Below are 12,914 nucleotides of genomic sequence, written 5' to 3'. Positions count from 1 at the left end.
TTTTCCCGCACCGAACCCTTGGAGACCCGCCATGCCCGCCACCCTCGTCCTCGCCGCCATCCTGCAAGGCCTGCTCGCCACCCTCATGTTCGTCATCCCGATCACCGTCTGGTTCACCGGAGCCAAGGCCCAACTGGCCGCCGAATCGGAGGTCATCCGGCAGGGCCACACCCCGGACGTGCTGGCGCGCCACGGCATTCGATTCAAGGAGGAGCCCTGGGAGTTCGCCTTCGCCATCGCGGTCGGTTCCACCCTGATCGCCCTGGTAGCCCTGAACCTGACCGGCACTGCCCGCCTCATCTCACTGATCGGCACCGCCCTGATACTGCTGGTCGTCGGATTCATCACCACCAGCCAGGTATTCGCCGTCCAATACACCCGAGCCGCCTTCGCCCGATCCTCAGACCCGGCCGCGCGAACCATCGATGTCCCGCCCGTCCTGGCCGCCGCGAAGCAAGGCTTCCCCTCCTGGCTGCGCCTCCTGATCCCGGCCCGCTTCCTCCTAGCCACCCTCGGCTCCCTGACCGTCCTCATCGTCCTGCTGACCCCCGCCGCCACCGCCTACTTCGCCTGAACCCCACCACCCCCGCGAGAGCCCCGCCCGACTCCGGGCGGGGCTCTCGCGGTGTATCGGCGGGTCGGCGTGTAACTGTCCGGTGTTAGCGTGCCCCTACGCTGTACGAGTCCTACGGGGGTCTGAAGAACCATGATGGCCAAGACGCAGCCGGTTGCGCGTCCCTATGATGTGGCGCTGATCGGCGGCGGAATCATGAGTGCGACGCTCGGGATGCTGCTCAGGCATCTCGAGCCGACCTGGTCGATCGCCATATTCGAACGACTGCCCGAGGTGGCGCAGGAGGCGTCGGCGGCGTGGAACAATGCCGGTACCGGGCATGCCGGATTGTGTGAGCTCAACTACACCGGCGAAAAGCCGGACGGCTCCATCGATATCAGTAAGGCCATTGCCGTCAATGAGCAGTTCCAGCTGAGCAGGCAGCTGTGGGCGACGCTGGTCGAGGCCGGAATCCTGCGCAAGCCGGAGACATTCATCAATCCGATGCCGCATATGACCTTCGTGCGCGGCGCGGCGGATGTGAACTTTCTGCGCCACCGGCACGAAACCCTGTCCGCGCACCCCTTGTTCGCCTCCATGCGGTTCAGCGACAAGGCCGAGCAGATCGGTGAGTGGGCGCCGCTGCTGACCGCGGAGCGCGACGGTGGTGAAACCCTGGCCGCCACCCACGACATCACCGGCAGCGATATCGATTTCGGCACGCTGACCGGCCAGATGATCCACTACCTCGAACGATCCGGCGTGGCGGTGCATCGCCGCAACGAGGTCTGAGGGATGCGCAAGAACAATGACGGATCCTGGCTTTTGAAGGTGCACCACTGGACCGATCGGGACCGCTTAACCTACAAGGTCGATGCCCGGTTCGTCTTCGCGGGCAGTGGCGGCTGGGCGCTGAAGCTCTTGCAGAAGGCCGGGATTCCGGAGACCCGCGGCTACGGACTGCTACCGGTCAGCGGTCGCTTCCTACGGTGCGACCTGCCCTCGGTGGTCGACCGGCACGATGTCAAGGTCTACGGTAAGGCTCCCGTCGGTGCGCCGCCGATGTCCATGCCGCACTTGGATACCCGCGTGATCGGCGGCAGACGATCGGTGGTGTTCGGTCCCTACGCGGGAATCGATCCGCGGTTCTTGAAGAACGGATCGGTATTCGACGCCCCCGCCTCGCTGCGCTCGCACAATATCGGCCCGCTGGCCGGAATGATGACCGACAATCTCGACCTGATCCGGCTGCTGGTCTCGCAGGTCACCGCGACCCGCAAGAAGCGGCTGGCCATGTTGCGCGACTTCGCGCCGAGCGTGAACCTCGAGGATTGGACCATGATCACCGCCGGTCAGCGCGCCCAGATCGTCAAACGCGATCCGGTCACCGGTAAGGGCGTACTGCAATTCGGCACGGAAGTGGTGGCCGCACAGGACGGTTCGATAGCCGCGGTGCTGGGCGCCTCACCCGGCGCCTCCACCGCCCCGGCCATTCTGCTCGAATTGCTGGAACGCAGTTTCCCGCACCGCTGGCACTACTGGACCACCATCCTGCGCGAACTCATCCCCATCTTCGGCCGCCCGCTGGCCGCCGCCCCCAAGTTCGCGCGCTACACCATGACCCGCACGGCGGAAACGCTCGGCCTGGCCGCGCCGGTCTCCGGGTAACCGTGGACAAAGCCCTCCCGTAGCCGGTATGAAATTTAGAACACGTTTCAATTTCTCGGGCTACAGGAGATGCGATGGACAGCGCCACCATGGGTGATCTGGTGATGGCCGGGTTCAAGAAGCTGGGCTTCATCCAGTACACCGGCATCGAGGCGGTGGAATTCGCCAGCGGCCGCAATCTGGTGCACATCGCCCCGAAGCCCGAGCACCTCAATCACAATGGCGATCTGCACGCGGCCGTGCTCTTCGGGCTGGCCGAGACCGCCGCCATGGGCGCGTCCATCTCGGGCATCGTGGATCTGATGGGGGAGACCTTCATCGTCGCCCGCGACGGCAAGATCGAATACCTGGCCCGGGCCAAGGGTGAGAACGGCCCGTTCCTGGCCACCTCGGAACTGTCGGCGGAGACCATCGCCAAGACCCGCGCGGATATCGAGTCCCGCACCGAGTTCGAGCTCGTGGTGCCGGTGAGCATTACCGACAACACCGGAAAGGCCGTCGCGACAGCCGCGTTCACCGCCGTCATCCGGCCCCGCAGGAAGTAGTCCGGACAGTCGAGCGGCCCGATGCATGGGGATGTGCATCGGGCCGCTGCCGCAGCGACGGCTCAGCGCTCGCTGTCGAGCACGGCCATCTGCGTGGCGTCGTAGCGGTCGCCCGCGACCCGGTCGGCGGGCGCGGCGGCCTCGATGGCGGCGAGATCGGAATCGGAGAGCCGGATATCCAGTGCGCCAACGGCTTCGTTCCAGCGTTCGGGTCGCCGCGCGCCGATGACGGGCACGATGTCCTCGCCCCGGGACAGCGCCCAGGCGATGGCGAGCTGCGCCACGCTCACGTCGTGCCGGGCCGCGATCTCCGCGAGCGCGTCCACCAATCGCAGGTTGGCGGTGAGGTTCTCGCCCTGGAGCCGCGGGCTGTGCGAGCGGAAGTCATTGGCGGCCAAGGCTGTTCCGCCGCGCAGCGTGTCACTGAGCAGCCCCCGCGACAGCACGCCGTAGGCGGTGATCCCGATGCCGAGTTCGCATGCGACAGGCAGGATCTCGGCCTCGATACCGCGCGAGATGAGCGAGTACTCGATCTGCAGATCGGCGATCGGATGCACGGCGGCGGCGCGCCGCAGCGTCTCCGCGCCCACCTCGGAGAGCCCGATATGCCGCACATACCCGGCCTGCACCATATCGGCGATGGCGCCGACGGTCTCCTCGATCGGCACATTCGGATCCAGCCGTGCGGGCCGGTAGACATCGATGTGATCGACGCCCAGCCGCTGCAGCGAATAGGCGAGGAAGTTGCGAATGGCCGCGGGCCGGGTATCGACGCCGCCGAAGCTGTGGTCGGGTCCGCGCAGCGCCCCGAACTTCACGCTGAGCTGGTAGTCCTCCCGCTTGCGGTCGGCCAGCGCCGCGCGCAGCAACCACTCGTTATGGCCCATGCCGTAGAAGTCGCCGGTATCGATGAGGGTCGCGCCGGAGTCGAGGGCGGCGTGCACGGTGGCGATGGAGGTGGCGTCGTCGCTGGCGCCGTACATGCCGGACATGCCCATCGCGCCGAGGCCGATGCGGGAAACAGCGGGCCCGGTCTTGCCGAGCGCAACGGTGTCGATGTTCTTCGTCATGGCTCCCACAGTGCGCCGCCGGACCGGGAAATAGCAGGTACAACCCATCGGGGGATCGGCAATCCCTGGATCGCGCGGCACCGGTGCGGGACAGTGGAACGGTGAACCGCGACGAACTAGCCGACTTCCTGCGCCGCCGCCGCGAGGCCCTGCAACCGGCCGCGGTCGGCCTGCCCCCGGGCCTGCGCCGCCGCACCCCCGGTCTGCGCCGCGACGAGGTGGCCATGCTCGCGGGCATGTCGACCGACTACTACACCCGCCTGGAGCAGGCTCGCGGCCCGCGCCCGTCGACCCAGGTGCTGTCCGCTCTGGCGCGCACCCTGCGCCTGACCGACACCGAACGCGATCACCTCTATCACCTGAGCGGTCAGCAGCCGCCCGCGCACGGCGACACCCATGTCGGTCCCGGCATCCTGCATGTACTGGCCAAACTCGACGACACCCCGGCCTGCGTCGTCTCCGATATGGGCGAGGTCCTGGTCCAGAACCGCATGCACATCCTGTTGTCCGGGGATTTCACCCACGCCCGCGGCCTGGATCGCTGCATCCCCTGGATCTGGTTCACCAGACCCGGAGAGCGCGCGCACTTCCCGGAAGCCGACCGCGACCCGCTCAGCCACAAACACGTCGCCGGCCTGCGCGCCACCGCCGCCCGCCGCGCCGGTGACGCCGACATCGCCGAACTGGTGGCCCGATTACGCACCGCCAGTATGGAATTCGACAACCTCTGGCAACAGCACGAGGTGGGCGACCGCACCGGCCACCACAAACGCGTGATCCACCCGGAAGTGGGCCTGCTGGAACTGATCTGCGAACCCCTGCTCACCGCCAGCGCCACCCGCTACCTACTGGTCTACTACCCCAAACCCGGCACCGACACCCAGGAGAAGCTCGACCTCCTGCGCGTAATCGGTACCCAGTCCCTCACCCCCCACTGAAGTGGAGGTCAGCAGCGGCGCTTGCGCGGCTTCAGGTGGAGGCCGGGGAGCGGCGGGGAGCGGCGGGGCGGGGATGCGCTGGTCGGGGGTGTGGCCCGCGATATCGGGGAAGCGGGCGAGATCGTGGTTCTCCCAATCGGTTCGGGCGGACTCGATCTCCTCGTGGGTGCGGGCCACGAAGTTCCACCACATCACCAGGTCCTCGCCGAACGGTTCGCCGCCGAGGAACAGGACGTGCGCGCCGACGGCGCTGGTGAGATGGATTTCGGGGCGATCGCTACCGAGGTAGAGCAGGCTCTCGGGTGCGGCGGGGGTGCCGTCGGAGGTGATCGCGCCGTCGACGACCAGCAGGGCGTGCTCGAAATCCGGATTCAGCGGAATCGATACCGCCGCACCGGGTTCCAGACGCAGGTCCGCGCCGACGATGGGGGTGTAGGCGGTGGCGGGAGATTTGGCTCCGGCCAGTTCACCGATGAGCACGGTGCCGCGCAGGCCGGGCGCTGCGAATTCCGGCAGATCCCGGTGCTGCTCGAAATGCGGTGCCACATACCGGCTTTCATCGGGTAGCGCGATCCACAACTGGAGTCCGCGGCCAGACTGATGGCCCGGCACCCGGTGCTCCGAATGCGCGATACCGCGTCCGGAGGTCATGATGTTCAGCTGCCTCGGCCGGATCTCCACATCCGAGCCGACACTGTCGCGGTGCCGGATGCGGCCGTCCAGGGGCCAGGTGACCGTTTGCAATCCGATATGCGGATGCGGGTCGATATCGTGCCCTTCGGGCTTGGCGGCGGAACCGGAGCCGAAGTTGTCCAGGAAGCACCACGCGCCCACGGTGGGCAGATCGCGTTGCGGCAGCGACCGATGCACGGTCACCCCTCGCACGCCGCCGAGCGGTACCTCCCGTGCGGGGAAGAACGCGGCGCGCGGTCCCGGCCGACCGGAGGATTCGCAGAGCGACTCCTCCGGCTTCGACTCCAGGTCACTCATCGCTTGATGCCCTTGCCGACCACGTGCTCGTCGTATTCGGGATGCTTGTCCAACCAGCTCTTGATGAACGGGCAGCGCGGCACGATGGCGCGACCGCGGGCGATCGCATCGGTGACGGCGTCGTGGGCGAGTAGATTGCCGAGCCCCTTACCGCCGAAGGCGCTGTCCACCTCGGTGTGGATGAAGACGGTGTCCCCGTCCTCGCGCTCCCGGTATTCGGCGAACCCGGCGAGCGAGTTTCCGTACCACACCTCGTATCGGTGTTGCTCGTCGTTACGAACGACGGCGGCCGCCACGGCCTGTTCGCTCATTGTTCAGTTCTCCTTCCACACCCGCACCGGATGTTTGCTCATGATCGATACTCGATTGAAAGCGCCGATCGTGGTCGCAGCCCAGATCAGGACAGATATCTGGTCATCCGACAACTGTTGCCGCGCAGCAGCATACTCATGCTCGAGGATTCCCTCATCAGGAAGCGCGGTGACCGCTTCGGCCAGACTCAGGGCAGCCCGTTCCTGTTCGGTGAACAGGGTCGGACTGCGCCGCCAGGCCGCCAGCACCGCCAGTTGCTGCGCTGTGACTCCGGCATCGCGAGCCGCCTGGTAGTGCACGTCCAAGCAGAAGGCGCAGCCATTGAACTGGGAGACGCGCACATTCACCAATTCCATCACCGCCCGCCCCAGATCGACTGTGGCGGCGGCATTGCGCACTGCCAGCGCGACGCTGTTGAGCGCGTGGAAGACCTCTGGATTCTGTTTGTCCAACCAGATCCGGTCGTGCATTACGGGCGACTGCATAGTGGACGCATCGTAAGCCGAGAAAACGAACCGTGCCCTCCGGTTTGCGAACAGCGGGGTGAAAGCGGGTATTTCCGCCCTCAGAGAACCTGTAGCACGATCTTGCCGCGCACCCGGCCGGTCTCGCCGTGGACGTGCGCCTTCGCGGCGTCGGCCAGCGGCAGCACGGTATCGATCTCGGCGCGCAGTTCGCCCTTGTCCACCAGGTCCGCAATGGCGCGCAGGCTGGCCACATCGACCTCGACCACGGTCCAGCCGATGTGCACGTCCCGGGCCGCGGCTTCCTCGGCATCGGGCACGGTATCGGGACCCGGCAGCGACACCAGATATCCACCGCGGCGCACCAGCGGCAGCGACCGCGTTCCGTAGTCACCGCCGAAGGCATCCAGCACCACGTCGACCTCGCCCGCGACCTCCGCGAAATCGACTGCGCTGTAATCGATGACCTCGTCCGCGCCGAGACCGCGCAGGAATTCGTGCTTCTCGGCGCGCGCCGTGGCGATCACATACGCCCCGCGCGCCTTGGCGATCTGCACCGCGAGATGTCCCACCCCGCCCGCCGCGGCGTGGATGAGCACCCGCTGCCCGGGCCGCAGATCGGCGGTGTCGACCAGTCCCTGCCACGCGGTGAGCGCGGCCAGCGGCAGCGCGGCGGCCTGCACGTGATCGATCCGGGCGGGCTTGGCCACGAAATGCCGTGCGGGCGCGACCACATACTCCGCGTAACCGCCCGCCTGCTTCGGGAAGTGCGGCATGCCGAAGACCTCGTCGCCGGGCCGGAACAGCGTGACGCCCGGGCTGACCGCCACGACGGTGCCGGAGACGTCCCAGCCCAGGATGGGAATCTCGCCCCAGGGAATGAGCTCCCCGCTGGCCCGCGTCTTCCAATCCACCGGATTCACACCGGCCGCGTGCACCCGCACCAGGATCTCGCCGAATCCGGGTTCGGGTCGTGCGATGTCCTCGAGGGTCATGGCTTCCGGACCGCCCCACTCCCGAACGACCATGGCGCGCATTGTCTCTCCGCTGGTCACAGTTGATTCCCTTTCTCCGGTGAACCGCCCCGGTCGGGGCGAGCGGAGACCAGATTGCCCGGCCGGGGAGGTCGCCGGTACTGACCATTTGGACAACATATGACAGGATCTGGCCATGTCCGTCCCGCCTCATCGCGTGGTCGTGCTCGCCCTCGAGTCCGTCCCGCTCTTCGAAACCGGCATTCCCAATCGGGTTTTCGGATTCGCCAACGACTACGACGGCGATCCGCTGTACGAGGTCCTGATGTGCAGCCTCGACGGGCGGCCGGTGCGCACCTACGAAGGGGTGACGCTGGCCGTCGAGCACGGCTCCGAGATCCTGGCGACCGCCGACACCGTGGTCCTGCCGCCCATGGAGGAGCTCGGGGAGCTGCCCACCGGCGGTCCGCTGACCGCGCCCCTGGCCGCGGCGCTGGCCCGGATTCGCCCGGACGCGCGCCTGGTCTCCTTCTGCACCGGCAGCTATGTGCTCGCGGCCGCCGGGTTGCTCGACGATCAGCAGGCCACCACGCACTGGATGCGGTCGGAGGAGTTCCGTCGCGGCTATCCCCGGGTGCGCGTCGACGAGGACGTGTTGTTCGTGGACAACGGGAATGTGCTCACCGCCGCCGGTGTCGCCGCGGGCGTGGACCTGTGCCTGTATCTGGTGCGCCGCGATCACGGCACCGCGGTGGCCAATCGCGCGGCCCGTCGCATGGTGGTCCCGCCCTGGCGCGACGGTGGTCAGGCGCAGTTCATCGAACGGCCCGTCCCGGCTCCGTCCGTCGCGTCCACGGCCGCCACCCGCGCCTGGGCGCTCGATCGCCTCGAGGAGCCGATCACCTTGGAGGACATGGCTTCCCACGCCCGCACCAGCGTGCGCACCTTCACCCGCCGCTTCCGTGACGAGGTCGGCACCACGCCGGGCCGCTGGCTCACCGCGCAGCGCCTGGACCGGGCCCGCGATCTGCTGGAGAACTCCGATCTGAGCATCGACCTGGTCGCGCACCGGGCCGGTTTCGGCACCGGCAATTCCCTGCGCCAGCACATGCGCGCGGTGCTGGGCACCTCCCCGAACTCCTATCGCCGCACCTTCCGGGTGGCCTGAATCACCGGGGGAATAACCGCTCACACGGGCTGGTTCGGTGTTGATCAGTACGGTTCCCTGCGATTCGGAGCAGCCATGAGCCTCTCTTCTGCCGCCGCGAGTGTGCGCACCCGCGTGCAGATCCCGCTGACCTTCGCCGACGGTTATGCGACCACCGCCCTGGCGGTCACCTTCGACGGCCTGGCCGACGGCCGTGAGCATCTCGCGCTGATCCTCGGCGAGCCCGGTGCGACGCCGCTGGTCCGGCTGCACTCCGAATGCCTCACCGGCGATGTCTTCGGGTCCGCCCGCTGCGACTGCGGCCCGCAGTTGCGCGAGGCCGTGGAGCGCATCACCGAAGCCGGAGGCGTCCTGCTCTACCTGCGCCAGGAGGGCCGCGATATCGGGCTCTACAACAAGCTGGATGCCTACGCGCTGCAGGATTCCGGGCTCGACACCTACGAGGCCAATACCGCCCTCGGTCTGCCGGAGGACGCGCGCGACTACACCGCGGCCGCCCAAATGCTTTCGGCCCTGGGCATTTCCGAGGTTGATTTGCTGACCAACAATCCGGACAAGCCGCGCCAGCTGTCCGCGCTCGGTGTGTCCGTGCGCGAGATCGTGCCCACCGGAGTGCATTCCACGCCGGACAATCTACGGTACCTGCGCGCCAAGGCCGAGCACACCGGCCACACCATCAGTCTGGCCGGTTAGCTCCGTTGCGGCGCGGCGCTATTCGCGCCCGGCCTGGGTGAAGTTCATATCCACATACCGGTCGCCGCTCACCTGGGTGGCGATCGGTTCCAGGGCGGCGAGTTCGTCCGCGGTGAGGACGATGGTCGCCGCGGCGACATTCTCCGCGAGGCGAGTGCGACTGCGGGTGCCCGGAATCGGCGCCACCGACAGCTCGTGCACACCGGCGCGGGCGTGCACCCAGGCCAGCGCGACCTGCGCCAGGGTGATTCCGCGTGCCTCGGCAATGGCGCGCAATGGCGCCAGCAGCTCGATATTGCGCGCGGCGTTGTCCCCGCTCAGGCGCGGGAAGCCGTGCCGCACATCACCTTCCAGCGGAATGCTGCCGGGGACGATGGTGCCGGTCAGGAAGCCGCGGCCGAGCGGGGAGTACGGGACGAAGGTGATGCCGAGCTCGACGGCCGCCGGGACGACCGTGCGCTCCACATCGCGGGAGAACAGCGACCATTCCGACTGCACCGCCGCGATCGGATACACCGCGTGCGCCGCCCGCAGTTCCGCGCCCGTCACCTCGGACAGCCCGACCTGGCGAATCTTGCCCTGCGCCACCAGTTCCGCCATGACGCCCACGGTCTCCTCGACCGGTACGCCGGGCTGCTTGCGGTGCATGTAGTACAGGTCGATGACATCGATGCCGAGCCGCCGCAGGCTGGCGTCCACCGCCCGCCGGATGTACTCCGGCGAGTTGTCGATGCCCCGGTAGCGCGGATCCTCGGCCTTGCGCACCAGCCCGAATTTCGTTGCCAGCACCACGTTCTCGCGATTCGCCCGGACGAATTCGCCGACGAATTCCTCATTGTGGCCGCTGCCGTACATGTCCGCGGTGTCGAAGAGCGTGACGCCCAGTTCGAGCGCCTTCTCCAGCGTGGCCCGGGATTCCACGAGGTCGCTGGCCCCGTAGAACTCGCTGATACCCATTGCCCCGAACCCCTGCACCCCGACCCGGGCGCCGTCCGCGCCGAGCGCGGTGGTGGGCAGAACCTGTGTGGTCGTCATGGCTGAATCCCTTCGCCCACACGTCTTTTCACCACGGCCCGCCAATCTACCGCCGGATTGCCTTCGTAGTTGGCGATCTTGCAGTCGAGGACGGCCACGGTCTCCTGGAGTTCCTCGATCTGGGCGAGCACCTCGGCGCGGGTCTTGCGGAACATGGCCAGCCGCTGCGGGAAGGTGTGTTCCCCGGCCCGGACCAGCTCGGCGTAGGCCACCATATCGGCCACCGACATGCCGGTCCGGCGCAGTTTCCCGATCAGCTCCAGCCAATCCAGATCCCGGTCGCTGAACCGCCGCTGCCCGGAATGATCCCGGCCGACGTAGTCCATCAATCCGATCCGCTCGTACCAGCGCAGCGTGTCCCGGGTGAGCCCGCACCGATCGGAGACCTCTCCGATCGAATACCGCTGCCGCTCGTACTCCGCTCCCCGCCGCACTGGTGCGCTCATCGATCTCGCCCTTTCTGTGGAACAACGACGACGCTAGCCACCTGGAGTGCACTCCAAGCAAGACAATTCTGCCGGTCCCGTCAGCGGCCCCGCCGTGCCCGGTCCACCAGGACGAGCGGGATGGCCGCCGCGGCCAGGACCGCGCCGATGACGCACACCGAGGTGAGGGCCGCGCCCCGGGTGAGCGTGACGGCCGCGAGCACCGGCGTAATGCTGATCCCCAGCTGGAAGGCCGACACCGTGGTCGCGCCCGCCAGCGTCGGCGCATCGCCCGCAATGGCGAAAACTCTGCCGTAGACGGCCGGATTCAGCACGAAGGCGGCAATGCCCAGCAGGAATACGACCGGAACCACCGCCCAGGCCCGCTCGATGGCAAAAATCAGTACGAGGGAGAGGGCGACGATCGCCCCCGCGCCGGTGAGCAGTGCTAGGTGCGGGCGCCGATCGGAAATCCGCCCGCCGATGGACAGCCCGGCGAAAGCCCCGATCCCGAACAGCGCGAGGATCGCCGGAATCCAGACCTCCGGCACGGCGGTGATCTCGGCGAGCATGGCCGCCAGATAGTTGAACGTGATCATGTACCCCGCCGTGGTCAGGATGATGATCGCGTACACGCCCCAGAGCAGCGGTTTGCGCATGGTGGCGAGCTCGCGCCGCACACTCGGCCCGGCCCCGTGCCCGGCAGGCGGCTCGGCGGCGGGCAGCCCCAGGCGGCAACCGATCATCCCGGCGGCGGTGAGCGCCACCACGGCCCAGAACCCGCCGCGCCAATCGGTGAAATGGCTGAGCAGCGTCCCCGCGGGACCGCCCGCGACCATGGCCACGCTGAGCCCGCTGACCACCACCCCGGACGCCCGGGCATTGCGGTCCGGCGTCACCAGCCCGATGGCCGTCACCGCCGCGACCGCGAAGAAGCCCGCATAGGCGACACCGACAATGGCACGGCTGATGAGCAGCACCTCGTAGCCGCCGAACAGTCCGGCGGCAATGCTCGCCGCGAAGACGCCCTGTGTCGCCAGCAGTGCGGTCCGGCGCGGCCAGCGCAGGCTCAGCACCGCGAACGGCGGCCCGCCCAGCACGACGCCCAAGGCGAATGCGGTGATCAGCAATCCGGCCGACGAGAGCGTGACGTCCAGGTCCGTCGCGACCGCGGGCAGCACACCCGCCAGCAGGAACTCCGCGCTCCCCATGGCGAACAGGCTGAATCCCAGCAGGTACACCCCGACGGGCAGCCGTCCGGCGGCACCCGCCTCCTTCCGAAGTGCTTCCGGCGCAATTCGATTCGCCGCATCCGTTGTCATGTCCACTCCGATCACCTCCGATCGAAGGATCGGCTGCGGTAATCGTTTTCGACAAGCAACGTTGCCGGTTCAGCAAAAAGCGCTACCGGGGACTACCCGTAGTTCGGCAGCTCTTGAATGGCCCACTTGTTGCCGTCGGGATCGGCGAAGTAGGTGAACAGGCCCCAGCCCTCGTCCTTGACCGGGGTGGCCTCCACACCCGCCGCGACGAGCTGCTGATACGCCTGCTCGGCGCTGGCGACGACCATCTGCATGCCTTCGACGCTGCCAGGCGCGGCCTGGGTGATGCCGGTGCCGATACAGATGGAACAGCCGGAGCCGGGCGGGGTCAGCTGGACGAAGCGGATCTCGGGGGCGGGGGAGTGATCGTGATCGGCATTGAAGCCGATCTTGGTGTAGAAGTCCTTGGCGCGGTCCACATCGGTCACAGGAATGGCGACCAGTTCGATTTTCCAGTCCATTGCCCCAGCCTGCCACTCGACACCGGCCGGAATGCCGGGTTCGGATCCACATTTCGCGCCTACTCTGGTGTTCATGCCAGGAAAAGACATCGATCGGGTCCGGGCTCGCTCGGCACTCGAGACCGTCAGGGAAAATCCGGTCATCGCCGCCGTTGCCGCGCTACCGGTGCTCGTGGTGTTCGGGATCGTGTGGGCCGTCGCCGGGTTCGGCTGGGCGCTGCTGCTGCTCCTGCTGGGCGGCGGCGTTCTCGCGTGGCGCGTCTTGAAGTAACACCGCCTGAAGTAGCCACGGTCTG

General features: G+C 67.7%; 15 protein-coding genes and 1 pseudogene. 7 read left to right on the top strand and 9 right to left on the bottom strand.

Annotated features, from left to right (window positions below):
• Window positions 1–31: 31 nt before the first annotated feature.
• The 3 genes and pseudogenes from NC4_RS25350 (at window position 32) to NC4_RS25340 (ending at window position 2,766) form a co-directional block, all read left to right on the top strand.
• A complete protein-coding gene (locus tag NC4_RS25350) occupies window positions 32–574 on the top strand; it encodes a hypothetical protein (protein WP_067542978.1) in 543 nt (180 codons plus the stop codon).
• A 132-nt stretch (window positions 575–706) separates the two neighbouring features.
• A pseudogene (mqo, locus tag NC4_RS25345) lies at window positions 707–2,221 on the top strand (malate dehydrogenase (quinone)).
• Window positions 2,222–2,295: 74 nt separating this feature from the next.
• A complete protein-coding gene (locus NC4_RS25340) occupies window positions 2,296–2,766 on the top strand; it encodes a PaaI family thioesterase (protein ID WP_067542975.1) in 471 nt (156 codons plus the stop codon).
• Window positions 2,767–2,828: 62 nt separating this feature from the next.
• On the opposite strand, the gene NC4_RS25335 is transcribed toward NC4_RS25340, so the two are convergent.
• Window positions 2,829–3,836, bottom strand: a complete 1,008-nt coding sequence (locus tag NC4_RS25335; RefSeq protein ID WP_067542972.1) for an aldo/keto reductase — start codon at window positions 3,834–3,836, stop codon at window positions 2,829–2,831.
• 101 nt (window positions 3,837–3,937) lie between these two features.
• Between NC4_RS25335 and NC4_RS25330 the strand changes: the two genes are divergently transcribed.
• Window positions 3,938–4,774 carry a helix-turn-helix transcriptional regulator gene (locus tag NC4_RS25330; RefSeq protein ID WP_067542969.1) on the top strand — a complete coding sequence of 279 codons (837 nt, stop codon included), beginning with the start codon at window positions 3,938–3,940 and terminating at the stop codon, window positions 4,772–4,774.
• Here NC4_RS25330 and NC4_RS25325 read toward each other — a convergent pair.
• From NC4_RS25325 to NC4_RS25310, 4 genes are all read right to left on the bottom strand, one after another.
• Complete coding sequence (locus NC4_RS25325) at window positions 4,682–5,764, bottom strand: pirin family protein (RefSeq protein WP_169814872.1); 1,083 nt, start codon at window positions 5,762–5,764, stop codon at window positions 4,682–4,684. The two genes, NC4_RS25330 and NC4_RS25325, sit on opposite strands and share 93 nt — an antisense overlap.
• A complete protein-coding gene (locus tag NC4_RS25320; RefSeq protein ID WP_067542966.1) occupies window positions 5,761–6,075 on the bottom strand; it encodes a GNAT family N-acetyltransferase in 315 nt (104 codons plus the stop codon). The genes NC4_RS25325 and NC4_RS25320 overlap by 4 nt, the downstream gene beginning before the upstream one ends.
• A 3-nt stretch (window positions 6,076–6,078) precedes the next feature.
• Entirely contained in the window at window positions 6,079–6,546 is a 468-nt protein-coding gene (locus NC4_RS25315) for a carboxymuconolactone decarboxylase family protein (protein WP_218021288.1), read from the bottom strand.
• A gap of 95 nt (window positions 6,547–6,641) precedes the next feature.
• Complete coding sequence (locus tag NC4_RS25310; protein WP_245721906.1) at window positions 6,642–7,595, bottom strand: NADP-dependent oxidoreductase; 954 nt, start codon at window positions 7,593–7,595, stop codon at window positions 6,642–6,644.
• A 115-nt stretch (window positions 7,596–7,710) separates the two neighbouring features.
• On the opposite strand from NC4_RS25310, the gene NC4_RS25305 reads away from it, so the two are divergent.
• Together NC4_RS25305 and NC4_RS25300 are read left to right on the top strand one after the other, a co-directional pair.
• Entirely contained in the window at window positions 7,711–8,682 is a 972-nt protein-coding gene (locus tag NC4_RS25305; protein WP_067542957.1) for a GlxA family transcriptional regulator, read from the top strand.
• Window positions 8,683–8,757: 75 nt separating this feature from the next.
• Window positions 8,758–9,375 (top strand): GTP cyclohydrolase II, encoded by a 618-nt coding sequence (locus NC4_RS25300; RefSeq protein WP_067542954.1) that lies wholly within the window; start codon window positions 8,758–8,760, stop codon window positions 9,373–9,375.
• A gap of 18 nt (window positions 9,376–9,393) precedes the next feature.
• Here NC4_RS25300 and NC4_RS25295 read toward each other — a convergent pair whose 3' ends face one another.
• The 4 genes from NC4_RS25295 to NC4_RS25280 all read right to left on the bottom strand — a co-directional run bounded on the left by NC4_RS25295 (window position 9,394) and on the right by NC4_RS25280 (window position 12,618).
• Window positions 9,394–10,410 (bottom strand): aldo/keto reductase, encoded by a 1,017-nt coding sequence (locus NC4_RS25295; protein WP_067542951.1) that lies wholly within the window; start codon window positions 10,408–10,410, stop codon window positions 9,394–9,396.
• Window positions 10,407–10,856, bottom strand: a complete 450-nt coding sequence (locus NC4_RS25290) for a MerR family transcriptional regulator (RefSeq protein ID WP_084529763.1) — start codon at window positions 10,854–10,856, stop codon at window positions 10,407–10,409. The genes NC4_RS25295 and NC4_RS25290 overlap by 4 nt, the downstream gene beginning before the upstream one ends.
• An 80-nt stretch (window positions 10,857–10,936) precedes the next feature.
• Window positions 10,937–12,157, bottom strand: a complete 1,221-nt coding sequence (locus NC4_RS25285) for an MFS transporter (protein ID WP_084529792.1) — start codon at window positions 12,155–12,157, stop codon at window positions 10,937–10,939.
• Window positions 12,158–12,249: 92 nt separating this feature from the next.
• Window positions 12,250–12,618, bottom strand: a complete 369-nt coding sequence (locus NC4_RS25280; RefSeq protein WP_067542948.1) for a VOC family protein — start codon at window positions 12,616–12,618, stop codon at window positions 12,250–12,252.
• Between the two features lie 73 nt (window positions 12,619–12,691).
• Here NC4_RS25280 and NC4_RS25275 point away from each other — a divergent pair, with 73 nt between their 5' ends.
• Entirely contained in the window at window positions 12,692–12,889 is a 198-nt protein-coding gene (locus tag NC4_RS25275) for a hypothetical protein (protein WP_067543454.1), read from the top strand.
• Window positions 12,890–12,914: the final 25 nt, after the last annotated feature.

The organism is Nocardia crassostreae (genome assembly GCF_001613405.1).
Classification (GTDB): Bacteria; Actinomycetota; Actinomycetes; order Mycobacteriales; family Mycobacteriaceae; genus Nocardia; species Nocardia crassostreae.
The sequence above is the reverse complement of the archived record's forward strand: the minus strand, read 5'-3'. Positions and strand labels throughout refer to the sequence as shown.

What these genes read in the sequence shown, in the direction of transcription:
- NC4_RS25290 (WP_084529763.1), bottom strand. Translation starts at nt 10,856, where the DNA reads ATGAGCGCACCAGTGCGGCGGGGAGCGGAGTACGAGCGGCAGCGGTAT.
- NC4_RS25300 (WP_067542954.1), top strand. Translation starts at nt 8,758, where the DNA reads ATGAGCCTCTCTTCTGCCGCCGCGAGTGTGCGCACCCGCGTGCAGATC.
- NC4_RS25280 (WP_067542948.1), bottom strand. Translation starts at nt 12,618, where the DNA reads ATGGACTGGAAAATCGAACTGGTCGCCATTCCTGTGACCGATGTGGAC.
- NC4_RS25335 (WP_067542972.1), bottom strand. Translation starts at nt 3,836, where the DNA reads ATGACGAAGAACATCGACACCGTTGCGCTCGGCAAGACCGGGCCCGCT.
- NC4_RS25285 (WP_084529792.1), bottom strand. Translation starts at nt 12,157, where the DNA reads ATGACAACGGATGCGGCGAATCGAATTGCGCCGGAAGCACTTCGGAAG.
- NC4_RS25295 (WP_067542951.1), bottom strand. Translation starts at nt 10,410, where the DNA reads ATGACGACCACACAGGTTCTGCCCACCACCGCGCTCGGCGCGGACGGC.
- NC4_RS25350 (WP_067542978.1), top strand. Translation starts at nt 32, where the DNA reads ATGCCCGCCACCCTCGTCCTCGCCGCCATCCTGCAAGGCCTGCTCGCC.
- NC4_RS25320 (WP_067542966.1), bottom strand. Translation starts at nt 6,075, where the DNA reads ATGAGCGAACAGGCCGTGGCGGCCGCCGTCGTTCGTAACGACGAGCAA.
- NC4_RS25315 (WP_218021288.1), bottom strand. Translation starts at nt 6,546, where the DNA reads ATGCACGACCGGATCTGGTTGGACAAACAGAATCCAGAGGTCTTCCAC.
- NC4_RS25305 (WP_067542957.1), top strand. Translation starts at nt 7,711, where the DNA reads ATGTCCGTCCCGCCTCATCGCGTGGTCGTGCTCGCCCTCGAGTCCGTC.
- NC4_RS25325 (WP_169814872.1), bottom strand. Translation starts at nt 5,764, where the DNA reads ATGAGTGACCTGGAGTCGAAGCCGGAGGAGTCGCTCTGCGAATCCTCC.
- NC4_RS25340 (WP_067542975.1), top strand. Translation starts at nt 2,296, where the DNA reads ATGGACAGCGCCACCATGGGTGATCTGGTGATGGCCGGGTTCAAGAAG.
- NC4_RS25275 (WP_067543454.1), top strand. Translation starts at nt 12,692, where the DNA reads ATGCCAGGAAAAGACATCGATCGGGTCCGGGCTCGCTCGGCACTCGAG.